General features: G+C 42.1%; 21 protein-coding genes and 2 pseudogenes. 19 read left to right on the top strand and 4 right to left on the bottom strand.

Going from position 1 to position 20562, the window contains the following annotated elements:
• The 4 genes and pseudogenes from QZ114_RS06965 to sstT form a co-directional block, all read right to left on the bottom strand.
• The coding region (locus QZ114_RS06965) for an IS630 transposase-related protein (RefSeq protein ID WP_295501690.1) at positions 1-81 on the bottom strand (81 nt) is incomplete at its 3' end.
• A 47-nt stretch (positions 82-128) separates the two neighbouring features.
• Positions 129-206: pseudogene (locus QZ114_RS06970) on the bottom strand (transposase); the annotation flags it as partial.
• 126 nt (positions 207-332) lie between these two features.
• Positions 333-1286, bottom strand: a complete 954-nt coding sequence (locus tag QZ114_RS06975; protein ID WP_295501397.1) for an aromatic acid exporter family protein — start codon at positions 1284-1286, stop codon at positions 333-335.
• A gap of 68 nt (positions 1287-1354) precedes the next feature.
• Complete coding sequence (gene sstT, locus QZ114_RS06980) at positions 1355-2560, bottom strand: serine/threonine transporter SstT (protein WP_295501400.1); 1206 nt, start codon at positions 2558-2560, stop codon at positions 1355-1357.
• A gap of 151 nt (positions 2561-2711) precedes the next feature.
• Here sstT and QZ114_RS06985 point away from each other — a divergent pair, with 151 nt between their 5' ends.
• The 19 genes and pseudogenes from QZ114_RS06985 (at position 2712) to pknB (ending at position 20549) form a co-directional block, all read left to right on the top strand.
• The gene (locus QZ114_RS06985) at positions 2712-3272 is read left to right on the top strand and encodes a mechanosensitive ion channel family protein (RefSeq protein ID WP_295501404.1); all 561 of its coding nucleotides are present in this window, start codon (positions 2712-2714) and stop codon (positions 3270-3272) included.
• Positions 3273-3333: 61 nt separating this feature from the next.
• Positions 3334-3831 (top strand): annotated as a pseudogene (locus QZ114_RS06990) (CorA family divalent cation transporter).
• The gene (locus QZ114_RS06995; RefSeq protein ID WP_125450862.1) at positions 3821-4348 is read left to right on the top strand and encodes a YqeG family HAD IIIA-type phosphatase; all 528 of its coding nucleotides are present in this window, start codon (positions 3821-3823) and stop codon (positions 4346-4348) included. The pseudogene QZ114_RS06990 and the gene QZ114_RS06995 overlap by 11 nt, the downstream one beginning before the upstream one ends.
• 2 nt (positions 4349-4350) lie before the next feature.
• Positions 4351-5457, top strand: coding sequence for a ribosome biogenesis GTPase YqeH (gene yqeH, locus QZ114_RS07000; RefSeq protein ID WP_295501409.1), 1107 nt, complete (start codon positions 4351-4353; stop codon positions 5455-5457).
• Between the two features lie 213 nt (positions 5458-5670).
• The gene (gene yhbY, locus QZ114_RS07005; RefSeq protein WP_118833274.1) at positions 5671-5982 is read left to right on the top strand and encodes a ribosome assembly RNA-binding protein YhbY; all 312 of its coding nucleotides are present in this window, start codon (positions 5671-5673) and stop codon (positions 5980-5982) included.
• Positions 5983-6032: 50 nt separating this feature from the next.
• Entirely contained in the window at positions 6033-6662 is a 630-nt protein-coding gene (locus QZ114_RS07010) for a nicotinate-nucleotide adenylyltransferase (RefSeq protein ID WP_295501416.1), read from the top strand.
• The gene (gene yqeK, locus QZ114_RS07015; protein ID WP_295501419.1) at positions 6662-7255 is read left to right on the top strand and encodes a bis(5'-nucleosyl)-tetraphosphatase (symmetrical) YqeK; all 594 of its coding nucleotides are present in this window, start codon (positions 6662-6664) and stop codon (positions 7253-7255) included. The genes QZ114_RS07010 and yqeK overlap by 1 nt, the downstream gene beginning before the upstream one ends.
• Positions 7256-7756, top strand: a complete 501-nt coding sequence (locus QZ114_RS07020) for a cysteine hydrolase family protein (protein WP_295501422.1) — start codon at positions 7256-7258, stop codon at positions 7754-7756.
• Between the two features lie 11 nt (positions 7757-7767).
• A complete protein-coding gene (gene rsfS / locus QZ114_RS07025) occupies positions 7768-8118 on the top strand; it encodes a ribosome silencing factor (protein WP_050390624.1) in 351 nt (116 codons plus the stop codon).
• Positions 8119-8427: 309 nt separating this feature from the next.
• A complete protein-coding gene (locus QZ114_RS07030) occupies positions 8428-9168 on the top strand; it encodes a class I SAM-dependent methyltransferase (RefSeq protein ID WP_295501427.1) in 741 nt (246 codons plus the stop codon).
• 9 nt (positions 9169-9177) lie between these two features.
• The gene (locus QZ114_RS07035; protein WP_295501430.1) at positions 9178-10275 is read left to right on the top strand and encodes a nucleotidyltransferase; all 1098 of its coding nucleotides are present in this window, start codon (positions 9178-9180) and stop codon (positions 10273-10275) included.
• 200 nt (positions 10276-10475) lie between these two features.
• The gene (locus QZ114_RS07040; RefSeq protein ID WP_295501432.1) at positions 10476-12089 is read left to right on the top strand and encodes a ribonuclease Y; all 1614 of its coding nucleotides are present in this window, start codon (positions 10476-10478) and stop codon (positions 12087-12089) included.
• A 138-nt stretch (positions 12090-12227) separates the two neighbouring features.
• A complete protein-coding gene (gene gmk / locus QZ114_RS07045; RefSeq protein WP_000775041.1) occupies positions 12228-12854 on the top strand; it encodes a guanylate kinase in 627 nt (208 codons plus the stop codon).
• A 24-nt stretch (positions 12855-12878) separates the two neighbouring features.
• Positions 12879-13193, top strand: a complete 315-nt coding sequence (rpoZ, locus tag QZ114_RS07050; protein WP_000979235.1) for a DNA-directed RNA polymerase subunit omega — start codon at positions 12879-12881, stop codon at positions 13191-13193.
• Between the two features lie 64 nt (positions 13194-13257).
• On the top strand, positions 13258-15654 hold the full coding sequence (locus tag QZ114_RS07055; RefSeq protein ID WP_295501692.1) for a primosomal protein N': 2397 nt from the start codon (positions 13258-13260) through the stop codon (positions 15652-15654).
• 12 nt (positions 15655-15666) lie between these two features.
• Entirely contained in the window at positions 15667-16602 is a 936-nt protein-coding gene (gene fmt / locus QZ114_RS07060) for a methionyl-tRNA formyltransferase (RefSeq protein ID WP_295501451.1), read from the top strand.
• Entirely contained in the window at positions 16595-17908 is a 1314-nt protein-coding gene (rsmB, locus tag QZ114_RS07065) for a 16S rRNA (cytosine(967)-C(5))-methyltransferase RsmB (protein ID WP_295501453.1), read from the top strand. The genes fmt and rsmB overlap by 8 nt, the downstream gene beginning before the upstream one ends.
• Positions 17909-17922: 14 nt before the next feature.
• Complete coding sequence (locus tag QZ114_RS07070) at positions 17923-18663, top strand: Stp1/IreP family PP2C-type Ser/Thr phosphatase (protein WP_295501455.1); 741 nt, start codon at positions 17923-17925, stop codon at positions 18661-18663.
• Positions 18660-20549 carry a Stk1 family PASTA domain-containing Ser/Thr kinase gene (gene pknB, locus QZ114_RS07075; protein ID WP_295501458.1) on the top strand — a complete coding sequence of 630 codons (1890 nt, stop codon included), beginning with the start codon at positions 18660-18662 and terminating at the stop codon, positions 20547-20549. The genes QZ114_RS07070 and pknB overlap by 4 nt, the downstream gene beginning before the upstream one ends.
• The last annotated feature ends 13 nt before the right edge of the window (positions 20550-20562 follow it).

Consider the following 20562-nt stretch of genomic DNA (forward strand, 5'->3'; position numbering starts at 1 on the left):
AAGGTGTGATGCTTCTGTTATACTACCTGTTCGCTCACAATAAGAGAGAACTTTTTTACGAAAATCTATTGAATATGCCATAAGAAGATTATACCATATTATGTACTGTTTTTGCTTCAGTTTACTATATTTGAAAACTTCTCTAAGCTATATCCTTGTTTTCTAAGTTCATAGATCTGAACTTTATTATCATAAGTTAATTTCATAATAAAAACACCCCAAAAGTTAGATTTTTTCTGTCTAACTTTTGGGGTGCAGTTCATTCAACACTTTGCAATATGCGTTTTTCTTATTTACATTTTTCTATCTGATTTAGTATGACCGATTTCCCTTTAATTTCCATATTTTTTATAGAAATCAACTTTGACTTGGATGAAGGTTTTGGCTTCACGTAGGAGTTGAAGAAGGGTGGCGCGGGTTTCAAATTCTTCACGTGTTTTCGGTAAACTTCTATTACGAAAGACTTCCAGAAAACGTTCGATATCATCTAGTAGACTAGAGGCGGGATTGGTCTGGCTGAGTTGCCCTGCAATTTTTGAAAATAGTTGAGCTAGGATTAAGGTCTCACTTGCTGCAAGTTGGCAAGTGTTGATTTGTTGGGCCATGTTTCTTAGGATTCGACTCTGACTTTGTCTCATTTCAAAGTAGTGGATATGGTAATCTGTTTGGTGAAAGAGATGGTTGGAATGTTCTAAGTATACAAGTCTCAGTGCCTCTTCAAGAAGACTATCCAATTCATCAACTAATTGTGCTTTGTTACGGCCATCTCCTCTAGATAAGTAATAATTAAATCGAAGGAGAATATTCTTTAATTTTTCTTCAACAAGAGTATAATAATGACTTATTTCCTCTTCTCTAGAAGGCATGTAGAGATTGACCAATAGGGCAAACCCTGTACCGATAGCAAAAAGCAGGAATTCATTGATAAGAAGTGTTAGTGAGATTGACTCTTGAACCAAGAGGTGACCTACCAGAACACTGCTTGGAGTAATGCCGATTTCCAAGCCCATTTTATATGCGATAGGGATATAGAGGGCTAGATAAAGCCCCAGGCTCCAGAGATGAAATCCAAGTAACTGAAAGGCTAAGACGCCGATAGTCAGAGCTAGAATCATAGAAAAAAATCGGTTATGAGCAAGTTTTAAGGTACTTCTTCGAGTGTCAGACAAGCTGAGAAGGGCAATAATTCCTGCTGAAACTGCTGAAGAAAGATCTAGAAAAGAAGCAACAAGACAGGCAAGACAGGTAGCTAAGATTAGCTTTATGGTACGTTGGCTAATAGACATAAGAATTTCCTAAAAAGACTAGAACAAAAGTGGAAAAGACAAGACCTGAGAAGGCTTGTCTTTAGTTATTATTTTCTACTGGTTTTTGCATACTCAGCAACGGCAGTAAAGAGGACGTCTGTAGAAGAGTTGAGGGCTGTTTCACATGAGTCTTGGATGACACCGATGACAAAACCTACACCTACGACTTGCATGGCAATGTCGTTAGAAATGCCGAAAAGACTACAAGCAACTGGGATAAGGAGGAGGGAACCGCCAGCGATACCAGAAGCTCCACAGGCTGAAATAGCAGCTACCACACTAAGGACAAAGGCTGTCGCAAAATCAACAGGGATTCCGAGAGTATTTACTGCTGCAAGGGTCAGAATGTTAATGGTAATCGCTGCTCCTGCCATGTTGATAGTAGATCCAAGTGGAATAGAAACAGAATAGGTGTCTGGATCCAGTCCAAGATCGTGGCAAAGTTTCATGTTGACAGGGATGTTAGCCGCAGAACTACGAGTGAAGAAGGCTGTCACACCGCTGACACGCAAACATTTCCAAACGAGGGGATAAGGATTTCTCTTCATAAAGAGAAAGGCAATCGAAGGATTGACAATCAGAGTGACAAAGATCATGGTTGTAACCAATAGTCCTAGTAAAATACCGTAGTTTGCGAGACTGCCGATTCCTTTATCAGAGATAGTTTTAAAGACAAGGCCTAGAATTCCAAATGGTGCCAGGTTAATGATCCATTCGACAATCTTAGAAGTCACATCAGCTATGGTGTTCAACAATTCTTTACTATTTTTGCTGGCTTCTCTCATAGCAATTCCGAAAATAACTGCCCAAGATAGGATTCCAATGTAGTTGGCTGTGACGAGGGCATTAACAGGATTGTCTACGAGTTTAAGCAAGAGATTGCTAAGAACCTGACCTATACCATCAGGGGGTGTAATTTCTGTATTAGCACTATTTAAGGTAATTTCAACTGGAACGATGAAACTAGCAAAAACGGCTACAAGTGCCGCTGCAAAGGTTCCCACTAGATAAAGGAAGATAACGGTTTTCATATTGCTATCCTGTCCCTTTTGGTGTTTGGAAAGAGCATTGGCAACGAGGGCAAAGACTAGAATCGGTGCGATGGCTTTTAGACCACCAACAAAGAGATCTCCGAGTAGGCCGATTCCAGATACAGTAGGGAGTGTTAGTCCTAGGATTCCTCCAAAAAGCATACCAATCAAAATACGTTTGATTAGGCTTGCCTTATTCCAAGCATGAATGAGTTTTTTCATAATAATCTCCTTAGTTGTGTAATGTTTATGATTATAGTATAAATATGAATTAAAATCAAGAATTTTCTGTCTATTTTTGAAATTATTTTTGAATATTTATGGAGAATGACACTCTGTGAAAGTATGGTATAATAAATAAAAGGAGTTTTCTATGCAAGAATTTATTCAAACCTATCTCAATAAGCTTGATGTTACAGCGATTATCGAGAATATCTTGACCAAGATACTTTCTCTTTTGTTTCTGTTTTTACTCTTTTATATGGCTAAAAAAATACTCCACACCATGGTGCAGAGAATTATTAAACCTTCTTTAAAAATGTCTCGCCATGACGTAGGACGGCAGAAGACTATTTCACGTTTATTAGAGAATGTGTTTAATTATACTCTTTATTTCTTTTTACTTTATTGCATTTTGTCTATTTTGGGGCTTCCGGTTTCTAGCTTACTTGCAGGTGCTGGGATTGCAGGTGTCGCCATCGGTATGGGGGCCCAAGGCTTTCTATCTGATGTTATCAATGGCTTTTTCATTCTTTTTGAGCGTCAATTGGATGTAGGAGATGAAGTTGTTCTGACAAACGGCCCCATTACTGTTTCAGGAAAGGTTGTTAGTGTGGGTATCAGAACAACCCAGTTAAGGGGAGAAGACCAGGTTCTTCATTTTGTGCCCAACCGTAATATAACGGTTGTCAGCAATTTTTCCCGAATAGACTAGGCCTGTAATTTTAGTGGATTTATGATACAATAGAAAGAGTTTGGTAAAGTAAGTAGAGCGAATGTTTGTAGAAAAGCAATTAGTAAATAATCTTACTTGGATAAATCTAGATATTGAGAAAATCAAAAATCTGGAAGACTTATCGAAAGTATACGGAATGGACAAGGAAACCATCAAATATGCGCTAGATAGAAATAAATGTGCCCAAATGGATTATCATAGAGAAAATGGCACAGTGACCTTTGATTGAGGCCATCAGTCGGTGTCCATGATGGATTTGATTTCTCAAGTCCTCCAACAACTATCAGCATCTTACAACAATATCCTAAATAATAATTTGAATGATAATTTGACAACTCTGACCATCATTTCAGTCTTGCTAGCGGTTTTGGCAGTAGTGACAGGCTTTTTCGGAATGAATGTTCCCCTACCTTTAACAGATGAGCCCCATGCTTGGCTCTACATCAGTTTGGCTAGTGCAGGTTTGTGGATTGTTTTGTCATTGTTACTAAGGAAAATTGAGAAAAAAGTTAAGAAAAGGAGCCAGAATGGCGATTGAAAATTACATGCCAGATTTTGCTGTGGAAGCAGTTTATGATCTGACAGTCCCAAGTCTGCAGGCGCAGGGAATCAAGGCTGTTTTGGTCGATTTGGACAATACCCTAATTGCTTGGAATAATCCTGACGGGACGCCAGAGATGAAGCAATGGCTACATGATCTTCGGGACGCGGGCATTCGCATTATCGTAGTCTCAAATAACACAAAAAAACGGGTTCAACGTGCAGTTGAGAAGTTTGGTATTGATTACGTTTATTGGGCTCTGAAGCCCTTCACATTTGGGATTGATCGTGCAATGAAGGAATTCCACTATGATAAAAGCGAAGTGGTCATGGTTGGCGACCAGCTCATGACGGATATACGAGCAGCCCACCGTGCCGGCATTCGCTCGATTTTAGTCAAACCCTTGGTCCAACATGACTCGATCAAAACGCAGATTAACCGAGCTCGTGAGCGTCGTGTGATGCGAAAAATCACTGAAAAGTACGGACCGATTACATATAAAAAAGGAATTTAACTATGGAAGAAATTCTCTGTATTGGTTGTGGAGCAACCATTCAGACGACAGACAAGGCTGGTCTTGGTTTCACTCCCCAGTCGGCACTTGAAAAAGGCTTGGAGACTGGCGAAGTTTATTGTCAACGCTGTTTCCGTCTTCGCCATTATAATGAGATCACAGATGTCCAGTTAACGGACGATGATTTCCTCAAGCTCTTGCACGAGGTAGGAGACAGTGATGCCTTGGTGGTCAATGTCATTGATATCTTTGATTTCAATGGCTCTGTCATCCCAGGATTATCACGTTTTGTCTCGGGCAATGATGTCCTCTTGGTTGGAAATAAAAAAGATATTCTGCCCAAGTCTGTTAAACCGGGCAAGATTAGCCAGTGGCTGATGGAACGTGCCCACGAAGAAGGACTTCGTCCTGTCGATGTAGTCCTGACTTCAGCGCAAAATAAACATGCAATTAAGGAAGTCATTGACAAGATTGAACACTACCGTAAGGGCCGTGATGTCTATGTGGTCGGTGTAACCAACGTTGGAAAATCAACTCTTATCAATGCTATTATCCAGGAAATTACGGGTGATCAGAATGTCATCACGACTTCTCGTTTTCCAGGTACAACCTTGGACAAAATCGAGATTCCGCTTGATGACGGATCTTATATCTACGATACGCCGGGAATCATCCACCGTCACCAGATGGCTCACTACTTGACGGCTAAAAACCTCAAGTATGTCAGCCCCAAAAAGGAAATCAAGCCTAAGACCTATCAGCTCAATCCTGAACAAACCCTGTTTCTAGGTGGTCTCGGCAGATTTGACTTCATTGCGGGTGAAAAGCAAGGATTCACAGCCTTCTTTGACAATGAACTCAAACTTCATCGTACCAAGCTAGAGGGAGCTAGTGCCTTTTACGACAAGCACCTCGGAACCCTTCTAACACCACCAAATAGCAAGGAAAAAGAAGATTTTCCAAAACTGATTGAGCATGTTTTTACAATCAAGGATAAAACAGACCTCGTCATTTCAGGACTCGGATGGATCCGTGTAACAGGCACAGCCAAAGTCGCCGTCTGGGCACCAGAAGGCGTCGCCGTCGTCACACGAAAAGCAATTATTTAAACACAGAAAGGAAAGGGTTATCTAAATTCGTGCGAGCCCTGCGAGCCCACAGCGAATACTTTTCACTGTGGTGTCAGTTGGTACAAGTGATTGTACCAACTGCGGAAAATTTGAGACCTTAGGCTCAAATTTTAGTCATGAAAGTCCAAAGGACTTTGCTGACGTCCGTCACCACTTCAGAAGAGTATAAAAAGAAACTCTTTTAAAGAAATTATGTCATTAACATCAAAACAACGTGCCTTCCTCAACAGTCAGGCACACACCCTCAAACCCATCATCCAAATCGGAAAAAATGGACTTAACGACCAAATCAAAACCAGCGTCCGTCAAGCTCTTGATGTCCGCGAATTGATTAAAGTAACGCTCTTACAAAACACTGATGAAAACATCCACGAAGTAGCTGAAATCTTGGAAGAAGAAATTGGTGTGGATACTGTCCAAAAAATCGGACGCATCTTGATTTTGTTTAAACAGTCTAGCAAGAAAGAAAATCGCAAGATTTCTAAAAAAGTCAAAGAAATCTAAAAACCTACTCCAAACAACTGTTTTTACAGAGAAATAAAGGAGACTAGCCTATGGCAATCGAACTATTGACTCCCTTTACCAAGGTAGAGTTGGAGCCAGAAATCAAGGAGAAAAAACGCAAACAAGTCGGGATTTTAGGGGGAAATTTTAACCCTGTTCACAATGCCCATCTTATCGTTGCGGACCAAGTACGGCAACAGTTGGGATTGGACCAGGTTTTGCTCATGCCTGAATACCAACCTCCTCATGTAGATAAAAAGGAAACAATCTCTGAACACCATCGTCTCAAGATGCTTGAGTTGGCGATTGAGGGGATTGACGGCTTAGCCATTGAAACCATTGAATTGGAACGTAAGGGCATTTCCTATACCTACGACACCATGAAAATCTTGACAGAGCAACATCCAGATACGGATTATTACTTTATCATCGGTGCCGATATGGTGGACTATCTGCCTAAGTGGTACCGAATTGATGAACTGGTAGATATGGTTCAGTTTGTGGGGGTTCAGCGTCCACGCTACAAGGCTGGAACTTCCTATCCAGTTATCTGGGTGGATGTGCCTCTCATGGATATCTCGTCCAGCATGGTGCGTGACTTCCTTGCCCAGGGACGGAAACCCAACTTTCTCCTGCCTCAGCCTGTGCTAGATTACATCGAGAAGGAGGGGCTTTACTGATGGCCTATCAAGACTATATCAATTGCTCTCGCGAGGCTTTGTTGGAAAAAATGGCAGAGCTTTTACCTGAAAAACGCTTAACCCATTGCTTGGGAGTAGAGCGTGCAGCCATAGAACTGGCCCAGCGCTTTGGAGTAGATGGTGAGAAGGCAGGTCTAGCAGGCCTTCTTCATGACTATGCTAAAAAGCTGTCAGATCAGGAATTTTTAGATTTGATTGACCGTTATCAGCTAGACCCTGACCTCAAAAACTGGGGCAATAATGTCTGGCATGGCATGGTTGGCATCTACAAGATTCAGGAAGATTTGGATTTGCATGATTCAGAAATCCTGCGAGCCATTGAAATCCATACAGTCGGTGCTGGTCAGATGACAGACTTAGACAAGGTTATCTATGTAGCAGACTATATTGAGCACAATCGAGCCTTTCCTGGAGTAGATGTGGCGCGTGAGATTGCAAGTTTATCGCTCAATAAGGCAGTGGCCTATGAAACAGCTCGTACAATGGAGCATCTAGCTCATCAGGGATTCCCCATCTATCCCCAAACCCTTGAAACCTATAACGCCTTTGTGCACTATTTGAAAGAGGACTAAATGAAGACGGCTTTTATCATTATTGATGTACAAAATATTTTAGTGGAAACAGGTTTTAAGACAGAGAGACTATTGGAAAAAATTTCTTATTTACAAAACCATGCTAGAAGCAAGAATATTGAAATTATCTATGTTCAACATATTGAGAACTCTGAAGCTCAAACATCAGAAGATTGGCAGTTATCTGCGCTTTTAAATCGAAAACCTGATGAAAAGGTCTTTCAGAAGAAGTATAACAGTATTTTCAAAGAAACTGGCTTAAAAGAATATTTGGATAAACAGGGGATTGGGAAATTAGTTTTATGTGGTATGCAGACAGAATATTGTGTGGATACCTCTGTCAAGGTTGCCTTTGAATATGGCTATAAGCTGATTATTCCAGAAGGTGCTGTCACAACCTTTGATGGGGATGACATTCCAGCAGAAACGATAAATGAATTTTATGAGGACATTTGGGAGGATTGCTTTGCAGATGTCCTAGATTATAAAAATATTTTTTAAAAGAGGACTAAATGAACGAAAAAGAATTACTAGAACTAGTCGTGAAAGCGGCTGATGAGAAACGTGCGGAGGATATCCTCGCACTTGACGTACAAGATTTGACCAGCGTGACGGATTACTTTGTTATTACTAGTTCAATGAATAGCCGTCAGTTGGACGCTATCGCTGATAACATCCGTGAAAAAGTAGCTGATGCAGGCTTTAAAGGTAGCCATATCGAAGGCGATGCAGCTGGAGGTTGGGTCTTACTAGACCTCGGCGCTGTCGTTGTGCATGTCTTTTCAGAAGAAATGCGTGCCCACTATAACCTAGAAAAACTATGGCATGAGGCGCATTCTGTAGATTTATCTGAAACTTTATAGTCTTTTCCTTTATCTTTTATTACGGCGTTAACTCGTTTTGCCTAACTCCAGTTATGCCTGCAACTCGTTGCCTAGTACTAAAAGCAAACGAAAAGACTATAGTGTACAATTGAACTCAGTTGTAGTCAACTGGGTTTCTTTGCTTATTTTAGAAAATTGATGGAAAGGTGAGGGCGTCGTGTTTTGTTCATCTCGAAACTGAACACGAGCTAAAAGCTGCGAGAAAAAGATAAACTTCCTTTGTATCTGACGATACAGCAGAAAGTTTCCTATTTTCTCCTTGCTTTTAACGCTCTTTGTATCTTAATTATGGCAACTTATGAAACCTTTGCGGCGGTCTATGATGCGGTCATGGATGATAGTTTATATGATAAATGGACGGCTTTTTCTCTTCGCCATTTGCCTAAGACCAAGGAGAGAAAGAAACTCTTGGAATTGGCTTGCGGGACAGGTATCCAGTCTGTCCGATTTTCTCAGGCTGGTTTTGATGTGACTGGGGTTGATTTGAGCGCGGATATGTTGAAGATTGCTGAAAAGAGAGCGGCTTCAGCCAAGCAAAAGATTGATTTTATTGAAGGCAATATGCTGGATTTGTCCAAGGCAGGTCAATATGATTTTGTCACGTGTTACTCGGACTCTGTCTGCTACATGCAGGATGAAGTGGAAGTAGGGGATGTTTTTAAGGAAGTGTATAATGCCCTTAATGAAGATGGAGTTTTCATCTTTGATGTGCATTCGACCTACCAGACAGACGAGGTCTTCCCGGGTTATTCTTACCATGAAAATGCGGAAGATTTTGCAATGCTCTGGGATACTTATGAGGATGAAGCACCTCACTCCATCGTCCATGAGCTGACTTTCTTTGTCAAGGAGGCTGACGGTTCATTTAGTCGTCACGATGAAGTTCATGAGGAGCGAACCTATGAAGTCTTGACCTATGACATTTTGCTGGAACAGGCTGGTTTCAAGTCCTTCAAACTCTATGCGGACTTTGAGGACAAGGATCCTACAGAAACCAGCACCCGTTGGTTTTTTGTCGCGCAGAAGTAGGAGATTACTATGACCATCACAGGTATAATTGCGGAGTTTAATCCTTTTCATAATGGGCATAAATACCTGCTGAATCAGGCAGAGGGGCTGAAAATCGTTGCCATGTCTGGTAATTTCATGCAGCGAGGAGAACCTGCTATTGTAGACAGGTGGACACGGGCCCAGATGGCGCTGGGGAATGGAGCGGATCTGGTAGTGGAATTGCCCTTTTTAGTCAGTGTTCAGGCAGCAGATTTTTTCGGTCAAGGGGCTGTGGATATCTTGGCTCGGTTGGGTATTGATACCCTAGCCTTTGGGACAGAGGAAGTTCTGGATTATCAAAAAATTGCTGACTTATACACAGAGCAAGGTACTGAGATGGAGAAATTTGTGGAAAATCTGCCTGATTCCCTCTCTTATCCCCAGAAAACCCAAGCCATGTGGAAGGAATTTGCAGGTCTTGATTTTTCTGGCAATACGCCCAATCATGTTCTTGCTCTTGCCTATGCCAAAGCCGTTGCGGGACGCAACATCAAACTGCAGCCAATTCAACGTCAGGGAGCAGGTTACCATTCTGTGGATAAGGATGTGGACTTTGCTTCGGCAACAGCCCTCCGTCAGCACCAGAAGGACCAAGATTTTTTAGAACGCTTTATGCCTTCTGTTGCCCTATTTGAGCAGGCAAGTAAGGTGACCTGGGAAGACTATTTTCCTTTGCTCCGCTATCAAATCTTGTCCAATCCCGACCTAACCACCATTTATCAGGTCAATCAGGAAATGGCAGTGCGCATCAAGGATGCCATCAAGACAGCCCAGTCTGTGGAAGAATTGGTCGAGTTAGTGACTACCAAGCGTTACACCAAAGCGCGTGTCAGACGCCTATTGACCTATATCTTGGTGCAGGCTAGAGAAAATGACTTGCCAGAAGGGATTCATGTTCTTGGCTTTACCGAAAAAGGTAGACAACACCTCAAGTCTCTGAAAGGGCAGGTCGATCTAGTCAGCCGAATTGGCAAAGAACCTTGGGATGCTATGACTCAAAAGGCAGACCAGATTTACCAACTGGGAAATTCAGGTGTAGTAGAGCAGAATTTTGGAAGAGTACCGATTAGAATAGAAACAAACTAAGTCTACTGAAAAGTAGGCTTTTTTAATTTTTGCTGTCATTACGGATTCTAACCAATAAATATTATTCTAATAAATTTAGGTGCCTAAACTCCAATTTTCTCCAAAACATATTCTATTTTAGGTTTGTGAAAATCACTTTTTTATGGTAGAATATTAAAGAATGTATGTCATTCATAATAAAAATTAAATGAGGTAAAAACATGGAAATCATGTCGATTGCGATTGCTGTTTTTGCCGTCATCATTGGTTTAGTAATTGGGTATGTCAGCATCTCAGCTAAGATGAAATCATCTAAAGAAGCTGCAGAGTTGATGCTTTTAAATGCTGAACAAGAAGCAACTAATTTACGTGGGCAAGCTGAACGAGAAGCGGATTTATTGGTTAATGAAGCTAAACGTGAAAGCAAGTCTCTTAAAAAAGAAGCACTATTGGAGGCCAAAGAGGAAGCCAGAAAATACCGCGAAGAAGTGGACGCCGAATTCAAATCAGAGCGTCAAGAACTGAAACAAATCGAAAGTCGTTTGACGGAGCGAGCTACCAGCCTTGACCGTAAAGACGATAATTTGACGAGTAAAGAACAAACACTTGAACAAAAAGAACAAAGTATTTCTGATAGAGCAAAAAACCTTGATGAACGTGAAGAGCAATTAGAGGAAGTCGAAAGACAAAAAGAAGCTGAACTAGAGCGTATTGGTGCCCTGTCTCAGGCAGAAGCACGAGATATTATCCTAGCTCAGACAGAGGAAAACTTGACCAAGGAGATTGCCAGTCGTATTCGTGAGGCTGAGCAAGAGGTCAAGGAACGTTCTGATAAAATGGCCAAGGACATTCTTGTTCAAGCTATGCAACGTATTGCTGGTGAATATGTAGCGGAGTCAACAAACTCAACAGTTCATCTGCCAGATGATACTATGAAGGGACGCATTATTGGTCGTGAAGGTCGTAACATTCGTACCTTTGAAAGTTTGACAGGGGTTGATGTGATTATCGACGATACACCAGAAGTAGTGACCTTGTCAGGATTTGATCCGATTCGTCGCGAGATTGCCCGTATGACTATGGAAATGTTGCTCAAGGATGGTCGTATTCACCCAGCTCGTATCGAAGAGTTGGTTGAGAAAAACCGTCAAGAGATTGACAATAAGATCCGTGAATACGGTGAGGCTGCCGCCTATGAAATTGGGGCGCCAAACCTTCATCCAGACTTGATGAAGATTATGGGACGTTTGCAGTTCCGTACTTCTTATGGACAAAATGTCTTGCGCCATTCGATTGAAGTTGCTAAGCTGGCTGGTATTATGGCCAGCGAGCTTGGTGAGAATGCGGCTCTTGCCCGTCGTGCTGGATTCCTTCACGATATCGGAAAAGCCATTGACCGCGAGGTTGAAGGTAGCCACGTTGAAATCGGTATGGAATTGGCTCGCAAGTATAAGGAACACCCAGTTGTGGTCAATACGATTGCTAGCCACCACGGTGATGTCGAAGCAGAAAGTGTCATTGCAGTGATTGTTGCTGCAGCAGATGCCTTGAGTGCGGCTCGTCCAGGTGCTCGTAGTGAATCTCTTGAAAGCTATATCAAGCGTCTCCATGATTTGGAAGAAATTGCTAACGGCTTTGAAGGAGTACAAACTAGCTTTGCCCTTCAAGCAGGACGTGAAATCCGCATCATGGTCAATCCAGGACAAATCAAGGACGACAAAGTCACAATCTTGGCTCACAAAGTTCGTGAGAAAATTGAAAACAATCTCGATTATCCAGGGAATATCAAGGTAACCGTGATTCGTGAACTTCGTGCAGTAGATTATGCTAAATAAATAAGAAAGAGCAGTTGAAAAATTACTGCTTTTTTGTTACACTAGATAGAAAGACTGTAGAAGGATAGTTTGTGTAAAATGCTACTATCTGAAGGAAAATTTTATTTTATTTTTACAGACTGACTAAAAGGAGACACAATGGCAGACCGAGGCTTACTAATCGTTTTTTCTGGTCCTTCAGGGGTTGGAAAAGGAACGGTTAGAAGAGAGATTTTTGAGAGTTCTGAAAACCAATTTCAATACTCTGTATCGATGACGACACGCGCGCAACGTCCTGGAGAAGTGGATGGTGTTGACTATTTCTTCCGTACTCGTGAAGAGTTTGAAGAGCTGATTCGTCAAGGACAGATGTTGGAATACGCAGAATACGTCGGCAACTACTATGGAACTCCTCTGACCTATGTCAATGAAACCTTGGACAAGGGAATTGATGTTTTCCTTGAAATTGAAGTTCAGGGTGCTCTTCAGGTTAAGAAAAAGGTTCCAGATGCGGTCTTTATCTTCCTGACACCACCAGATTTGGATGAATTGCAAGATCGTTTGGTAGGACGAGGAACTGACAGTGCAGAAGTGATTGCCCAACGAATCGAAAAAGCCAAGGAAGAAATTGCCCTTATGCGTGAGTATGATTATGCGATTGTTAACGATCAGGTGCCCCTAGCTGCTGAGCGTGTCAAACGTGTGATCGAAGCAGAGCACTTCCGTGTAGATCGTGTCATTGGTCACTATCAGGAGATGTTACCGAAATCTCCAACTACCCGATAAAATTTAGAAAATAGGTACAAGCAAATGATGTTAAAACCCTCTATTGATACCTTGCTCGACAAGGTTCCTTCAAAATATTCACTCGTAATCTTGGAAGCAAAACGTGCCCACGAATTGGAAGCAGGTGCGCCAGCAACTCAAGGTTTTAAGTCTGAAAAATCAACTCTTCGCGCTTTAGAAGAAATCGAATCAGGAAACGTTACAATTCACCCAGATCCAGAAGGAAAACGTGAAGCAGTGCGTCGCCGTATCGAAGAAGAAAAACGCCGCAAAGAAGAAGAAGAAAAGAAAATCAAAGAGCAAATCGCTAAAGAAAAAGAAGATGGTGAAAAAATTTAAGGTTGGGGGGACTCAATCTTATTTTTTCTATTGCAAGAATGGACTGACAGGAGGAGGTGAGAAGATGGCTATAGCCAAGATTATCGTAGATGTACCCTTGATGCAGACGGACCAGCCCTATAGTTATAGGATTCCTGAGGAATTTGAGGGAATGCTGGAAGTAGGGATGCGGGTTCATGTTCCCTTTGGTAAGGGAAATCGCCTGATTCAAGGGATTGTTCTTAGTTTGGAGTCTCAATCAGATGAGGAAGAGGCAAATCAAGATTTAAAAGATGTTGCTGAGGTGTTGGATTTTTCTCCTGTTCTCACGCAAGAACAACTCTGGCTGGCTGAGGAATTACGCAAGTCTGTCTTCTCCTACAAAATTTCCATCCTCAAGGCCATGCTACCAGGATTTCTGAACTCCAGCTATGACAAGATTCTCTATCCTCTGGAAGGTCTGAGTCAGGAAGACCGAGATCGTTTGTTTGGTTCAGAAAATTCGCTAGCCTTTTCTTCTCTAGATTTAGGTAAGCAAGCTGAAATGATGCGTTTGACTAGAAAAGGCCTGCTTGGTCTGGAATATCAGGCGATTGATCAAAAGAAGGTCAAGACCCAGTCTTGGTATGAGGTGAATCTTGCTCAATTAGAAGGTGTTGAAATATCTGCGCGTGCCAAGAAAAAGTTGGAATTGAGAGATCACTTGCTTTCTCATCCTGAGAGTGCTTCCTTGGCTAGTTTGTTAGAGTCCTACTCGCGGGAGCAAGTCAACTTCTTTGTAGAACAAGGTGCTGTTACTATAGTCCAAAAGGAAGTTCAACGCTCGGCTGCTTATTTTGAAGGCATTGAGGCAAGTAGACCTTTGGAACTGAATCCAGAACAAATACAGGCGCGTGATGCGGTTGTGAGTGCTATTGGCAGTCATCAGCCTCCCTTCCTCCTTCAAGGGATTACAGGAAGTGGGAAGACCGAGGTTTACTTGCAGACTATCCAAGGAGCCTTGGAAAAGGGCAAGACAGCTATTTTGCTGGTACCTGAGATTTCCCTGACACCTCAGATGACGGAGCGTTTTATCGCTCGTTTTGGAGACAAGGTGGCCATTCTTCACTCAGGCCTGTCTAATGGTGAAAAGTATGATGAATGGCGCAAGGTGGAACGTGGTGATGCTCAGGTTGTTGTTGGCGCCAGATCGGCCATCTTTGCTCCGCTAAAAAATCTGGGTGTCATAATTATCGATGAGGAGCATGAAGCGACTTATAAGCAGGACAGTAATCCCCGTTACCATGCCAGAGAGGTTGCTATTCTAAGGTCCCAGTATAATCAAGCAGCTTTGGTACTTGGTTCAGCAACTCCTAGTCTGGAAAGCCGTGCTCGCGCTGGCAAAGGTGTCTATCAACACTTATGTCTGACCCAACGTGCCAATCCTTTGGCTAGGATCCCTGAGGTTCAAGTAATTGACTTTCGAGACTATATAGGACAAAATGAGACGTCAAACTTTACGCCACCTTTGTTAGAAGCTATTCAGGACCGTTTGGCTAAAAAAGAGCAGGTGGTTCTCATGCTCAATCGTCGTGGTTATTCTAGCTTTGTCATGTGTCGGGAGTGTGGAACTGTGGATACCTGTCCCAACTGTGACATTTCCCTGACCTTACACATGGATACAAAGAACATGAATTGCCATTATTGTGGTTTTTCGAAGGACATTCCTCAAGCCTGTCCTAACTGTAAGAGCCGAAGCATTCGTTACTATGGGACGGGAACTCAGAAGGCTTATGATGAGCTGGCAGAATTCTTTCCCCAGGCTCGTATTTTGCGGATGGATGTGGACACGACTCGTAAGAAAGGTAGTCACCAATCTCTTCTTGACCAGTTTGGTCAAGGGGAAGCGGATATCTTGCTAGGTACTCAGATGATTGCCAAGGGATTGGATTTTCCAAATGTGACCTTAGTCGGAGTGCTCAATGCGGATACAGCCTTGAATCTGCCTGATTTCCGTTCTTCTGAGAGAACCTTCCAGCTCTTGACTCAGGTGGCAGGTCGTGCAGGTCGAGCTGAAAAAGCTGGTCAGGTTTTAATCCAGTCCTATAATCCGCAGCACTATGCTATACGATTTGCCAAGGATCAGAACTACGAAGGTTTTTATGCCTATGAAATGGGAATTAGACGACAACTCGGCTATCCGCCTTACTATTTCACCATTGGCATTACCCTTTCTCACAAGAAAGAAGAAGAGGTGGTCAAACGAGCCTATGAAGTTATGAACATTTTGCGCTCAGGCTTGTCAGATACCAGTCACATTCTCGGGCCAACGCCAAAACCTATTGCTCGTACCCACAACCTCTATCATTATCAGATTTTAATTAAATACCGTTTAGAAGATGAGCTGGGGCCGACTCTAAATCAGGTCTTGACCTTGACTCAAGAACGGGAAAATAGTGAGCTCCGTCTCAGCATTGACCATGAGCCACAGCAATTTTTATAAGAAGGAGAAGATATGACAAAATTAATCTTTATGGGGACCCCCGACTTTTCAGCAACAGTTTTAAAAGGGCTTTTGACAGATGACCGTTACGAAATTCTAGCCGTTGTGACCCAGCCAGACCGTGCTGTTGGTCGTAAAAAAGTTATTCAAGAAACCCCAGTCAAGCAGGCTGCTAAAGAAGCTGGTCTTCCTATCTACCAACCTGAAAAACTATCTGGAAGTCCAGAGATGGAAACTATTATGAAGCTAGGAGCAGATGGAATTGTGACTGCTGCTTTTGGCCAGTTTCTTCCAAGTAAACTCCTTGATAGCATGGACTTTGCGGTCAACGTTCACGCGTCACTCCTTCCTAAACACCGTGGTGGTGCGCCTATCCATTATGCCTTGATTCAAGGGGATGAGGAAGCTGGTGTGACCATTATGGAAATGGTGAAGGAAATGGATGCAGGGGATATGATTTCTCGTCGCAGTATTTCTATCACAGATGAGGATAATGTCGGCACCTTGTTTGAGAAATTAGCTCTTGTTGGTCGTGATTTGCTTTTGGACACTTTGCCTGCCTACATTGCTGGTGACATCAAACCTGAACCGCAGGATCCAAGTCAGGTTACTTTCTCGCCAAACATCAAGCCAGAGGAAGAAAAGTTAGATTGGACTAAAAGCAATCGTCAACTTTTCAACCAAATTCGTGGTATGAACCCGTGGCCTGTTGCCCATACATTTTTGAAGGGTGAACGCTTTAAAATTTATGAAGCTCAAGCAGTAGAAGGTAAAGGTTTTCCAGGGGAAATCCTTTCAATCGGCAAGAAGGAATTGATTCTAGCTACCGGAGAAGGGGCCCTTTCTCTCAAACAAGTTCAACCAGCAGGAAAACCTAAGATGGATATTGCTTCTTTCCTAAACGGTGTTGGGCGCACATTGACAGTAGGAGAAAAATTTGGTGACTAAAATAGAAACGGCAAGAAGTGTTGCTCTTGAGGTGCTCGAAGATGTCTTTATCCACCAAGCCTACTCAAATATTGCTTTAAATAAACACCTCAAAGGGAGCCAACTCTCACCTACAGATAAGGGATTGATAACAGAACTAGTCTATGGAACAGTAGCTCGCAAGCTTACTTTAGAATGGTACCTATCCCATTTCATCGAAGACAGGGATAAATTGGATAGCTGGATTTACTTTTTGCTCCTCCTAAGTGCTTATCAACTCAAATATTTGGACAAGGTTCCTGATCATGCCGTCGTAAATGAAGCAGTAGAATTAGCAAAATCTCGTAAAAAAGGTAGTGAAAAGCTAGTCAATGCTGTTTTACGTCGTATTCTACGAGAAGGATGGCCAGATATTGCCAGCATCAAACGTAAAAACAAGCGTGACTCCATCGCCTATTCCCTTCCGGTTTGGCTAATTTCTAAACTAAAGGAAGAATACGGAGAGGAGCGAGCGCAGGCTATTTTTGAAAGCCTCTTGGTGCGTAACAAAGCCAGCATTCGTGTAACAGATCTAGGACGAAAAGAGGAAATCCAAGCCTTGTTGGAGGCCAGTACTTCATCCTTGTCTCCTTCTGGTCTGGTTAAGGAGCAAGGGAATTTTGCTGCGAGTGATTTGTTTGCAGAGGGAGTCATCACTATCCAAGATGAGTCTAGTCAATTAGTGGCACCAACTCTTGACTTACAGGGTGATGAAATGGTTCTAGATGCTTGTGCAGCTCCGGGTGGGAAAACAGCCCATATAGCCTCTTATCTCACGACAGGTCAGGTTACTGCTCTGGACTTGTACGACCATAAGTTGGAATTAATCCAAAAAAATGCAGAGCGTTTAGGTGTGGCAAACTGTGTCCAAACCCAAAAGCTTGATGCCAGAAAGGTGCATGAGTTTTTTGGTCAGGATTCATTTGATAAGATTTTGGTGGATGCTCCCTGTTCAGGAATCGGTCTTCTGCGCCGCAAACCAGACATCAAATATAACAAAGAAACAGCAGATTTCGCGTCCTTACAGGAAATTCAGCTGGAAATATTAGGTAGTGTTTGTCAAACACTACGTAAAGGTGGTATAATAACTTATAGTACCTGTACTATCGTCTCTGAAGAGAACTTTCAAGTCGTTCAGGCATTTTTAGAAAAACACCCCGACTTTGAGCAGGTAAAACTAGAACATGAATGCAAGGATATCTTGAAGGATGGTTGTATTCTCATTACACCAGAATTGTATGGAAGTGATGGATTCTTCATCAGCCAATTTCGTAAGATATCGGATTAGGAAGGAACTGACATATGGAAATTTCAATATTAACGGATGTTGGTCAAAAACGAACAAATAACCAAGACTATGTCAACCATTACGTCAACAGAGCAGGTCGTACTATGATTATACTGGCTGACGGCATGGGAGGACACCGTGCTGGAAATATCGCTAGTGAAATGACGGTTACAGATTTAGGCATTGCTTGGGTAGATACGCAAATTGATACTATCAACGAAGTTCGTGAATGGTTTGCTCATTTCCTAGAAGTAGAAAACCAAAAGATTCACCAGATGGGACAAGACGAAGCCTATAGAGGAATGGGAACGACGCTTGAAGCGCTTGCCATTATTGATAACCAGGCAATCTATGCTCATATTGGAGACTCTCGTATTGGTTTAGTTCGTGGAGAAGAATACAAACAGTTGACTAGTGATCATTCTCTTGTGAATGAACTGCTAAAAGCTGGACAATTGACGCCAGAAGAAGCAGCAAGTCATCCACAGAAAAATATCATTACTCAGTCTATCGGACAAAAAGATGAAATTCAACCTGACTTTGGTATAGTGACTCTGGAAATGGGTGATTATCTCTTGCTTAACAGTGATGGTTTGACTAATATGATCTCAGGAAGCGAAATTAGTGATATTGTGACGAGCGATATTTCTTTGGCAGATAAAACGGCGACACTTATCCGTTTTGCTAACAAGGCAGGAGGTTTAGACAACATTACGGTTGCCCTTGTTTCTATGAACGAGGAGGCGACAGAATGATCCAAATCGGCAAGATTTTTGCCGGGCGGTACAGGATTGTGAAACAAATTGGTCGAGGAGGCATGGCAGATGTCTATTTGGCCAAGGATTTAATTCTAGATGGGGAAGAAGTGGCAGTTAAGGTCCTTAGGACCAATTACCAGACAGACCCGATAGCTGTAGCTCGTTTTCAGCGGGAAGCAAAAGCTATGGCAGATCTAGACCATCCTCATATCGTTCGGATAACAGATATCGGTGAGGAAGATGGTCAACAGTACCTAACAATGGAGTATGTAGCAGGACTTGACCTCAAGCGTTATATAAAAGAACATCATCCTCTTTCAAATCAAGAAGCTGTTCGAATTATGGGACAAATTCTATTAGCCATGCGTTTGGCTCATACTAGAGGAATTGTACACCGTGATTTGAAACCTCAAAATATCCTATTGACACCAGATGGAACTGCTAAGGTTACTGACTTTGGTATTGCAGTAGCCTTTGCAGAAACAAGCTTGACGCAAACCAATTCAATGCTTGGATCTGTGCATTATTTGTCACCTGAGCAGGCGCGTGGTTCAAAAGCGACTGTGCAGAGTGATATTTATGCCATGGGGATTATTTTCTATGAAATGCTGACTGGCCATATCCCTTATGATGGGGATAGTGCGGTTACCATCGCTCTTCAGCATTTCCAAAAACCACTTCCGTCGGTAATTGAAGAAAATCCATCGGTGCCTCAGGCTTTAGAAAATGTAGTTATCAAGGCAACGGCTAAAAAATTGACAGATCGTTACCAGTCTGCAGCAGAAATGTATGTGGACTTGTCTAGTAGTTTGTCTTATAATCGTCGAAGTGAACCTAAACTAGTATTTAATGACACTAACAAGTCTGATACTAAGTCCTTACCTAAGGTTCCACAAAGTACTTTGACTGCTATTCCAAAACCTCAAATTCAAAATTCGAAACCACAACCTAATAAGGTACCACCACAGCAGACCCCTGCTGAAGAATATGTAGAAAAACCTGTAAAAAAACGCAAGTTTAGATTTCGTTATTTGATACTTTTAGCAACGATCGGACTGATTGCAGCTTCTCTGATGTGGATTTTATCTAGAACTCCAGCTACAGTAGAGATTCCAAATGTAGTAGGTAAGACTGTTGCAGAAGCAAAGGAAACACTAAAAAAGGCCAATTTTGAAATTGGTGAGGAGAAAACAGAGGGCAGTGAAACAGTCGAAGAGGGAAAAATAATTCGAACAGATCCTGATGCAGGAGCAGGTCGAAAAGAAGGTACGAAAATTAATTTGATTGTCTCCTCAGGTAAACAATCTTTCCAAATAGGTAATTACATTGGGAAAAAATCAACAGATGTCATAGCTGACCTTAAGCAGCAGAAAGTTCCTGAAAATCTGATTAAGATTGAGGAAGAAGAATCGAATGATAGTGAGGTTGGAACAGTTCTCAGACAAACTCCGCCAGCTGGAACAACTTATGATTTAACAAAGGCTTCAGCAATTACTTTGACGGTTGCTAAGAAGGTAACAAGTGTGCCTATGCCAAGTTATATAGGCTCAAGCCTAGAGTTCACTAAGAATAATCTTATCCAAATTGTGGGTGTTAAAGAAGCTAATATTGAAGTAGTAGAGGTTTCGACAGCACCTCTAGGTACAGCTGAAGGTACAGTTCTGGAACAAAATCCAAAAGTAGGTGAAAAAGTTGATCTGAACAAGACACGGATCAAGATCTCAATTTATAAACCAAAAACTCCTGTTGGAAATTCATCATCCAATCCTTCACAACGTAGAAATCAAAGTTCTACTACTGGAGGTGTCAATCGAGAAAACCAACAAGGGACTAATTCTGTTCTTATTCAACCAAATGGAGATGGAAACCAAGAGAATCCATAAAACTAATCCAATC

Origin of the sequence: uncultured Streptococcus sp., assembly GCF_901875575.1 — a bacterium.
Lineage (GTDB): Bacteria > Bacillota > Bacilli > Lactobacillales > Streptococcaceae > Streptococcus.

Coding starts and splice junctions, on each gene's coding strand:
- yhbY (WP_118833274.1), top strand. CDS start 5,671: ATGTCATTAACATCAAAACAACGTGCCTTCCTCAACAGTCAGGCACAC.
- sstT (WP_295501400.1), bottom strand. CDS start 2,560: ATGAAAAAACTCATTCATGCTTGGAATAAGGCAAGCCTAATCAAACGT.
- gmk (WP_000775041.1), top strand. CDS start 12,228: ATGGCAGACCGAGGCTTACTAATCGTTTTTTCTGGTCCTTCAGGGGTT.
- pknB (WP_295501458.1), top strand. CDS start 18,660: ATGATCCAAATCGGCAAGATTTTTGCCGGGCGGTACAGGATTGTGAAA.
- QZ114_RS06995 (WP_125450862.1), top strand. CDS start 3,821: ATGGCGATTGAAAATTACATGCCAGATTTTGCTGTGGAAGCAGTTTAT.
- QZ114_RS07055 (WP_295501692.1), top strand. CDS start 13,258: ATGGCTATAGCCAAGATTATCGTAGATGTACCCTTGATGCAGACGGAC.
- QZ114_RS07020 (WP_295501422.1), top strand. CDS start 7,256: ATGAAGACGGCTTTTATCATTATTGATGTACAAAATATTTTAGTGGAA.
- yqeH (WP_295501409.1), top strand. CDS start 4,351: ATGGAAGAAATTCTCTGTATTGGTTGTGGAGCAACCATTCAGACGACA.
- QZ114_RS06975 (WP_295501397.1), bottom strand. CDS start 1,286: ATGTCTATTAGCCAACGTACCATAAAGCTAATCTTAGCTACCTGTCTT.
- QZ114_RS07070 (WP_295501455.1), top strand. CDS start 17,923: ATGGAAATTTCAATATTAACGGATGTTGGTCAAAAACGAACAAATAAC.
- QZ114_RS07030 (WP_295501427.1), top strand. CDS start 8,428: ATGGCAACTTATGAAACCTTTGCGGCGGTCTATGATGCGGTCATGGAT.
- rsfS (WP_050390624.1), top strand. CDS start 7,768: ATGAACGAAAAAGAATTACTAGAACTAGTCGTGAAAGCGGCTGATGAG.
- QZ114_RS06985 (WP_295501404.1), top strand. CDS start 2,712: ATGCAAGAATTTATTCAAACCTATCTCAATAAGCTTGATGTTACAGCG.
- QZ114_RS07040 (WP_295501432.1), top strand. CDS start 10,476: ATGGAAATCATGTCGATTGCGATTGCTGTTTTTGCCGTCATCATTGGT.
- fmt (WP_295501451.1), top strand. CDS start 15,667: ATGACAAAATTAATCTTTATGGGGACCCCCGACTTTTCAGCAACAGTT.
- rpoZ (WP_000979235.1), top strand. CDS start 12,879: ATGATGTTAAAACCCTCTATTGATACCTTGCTCGACAAGGTTCCTTCA.
- QZ114_RS07035 (WP_295501430.1), top strand. CDS start 9,178: ATGACCATCACAGGTATAATTGCGGAGTTTAATCCTTTTCATAATGGG.
- QZ114_RS07010 (WP_295501416.1), top strand. CDS start 6,033: ATGGCAATCGAACTATTGACTCCCTTTACCAAGGTAGAGTTGGAGCCA.
- yqeK (WP_295501419.1), top strand. CDS start 6,662: ATGGCCTATCAAGACTATATCAATTGCTCTCGCGAGGCTTTGTTGGAA.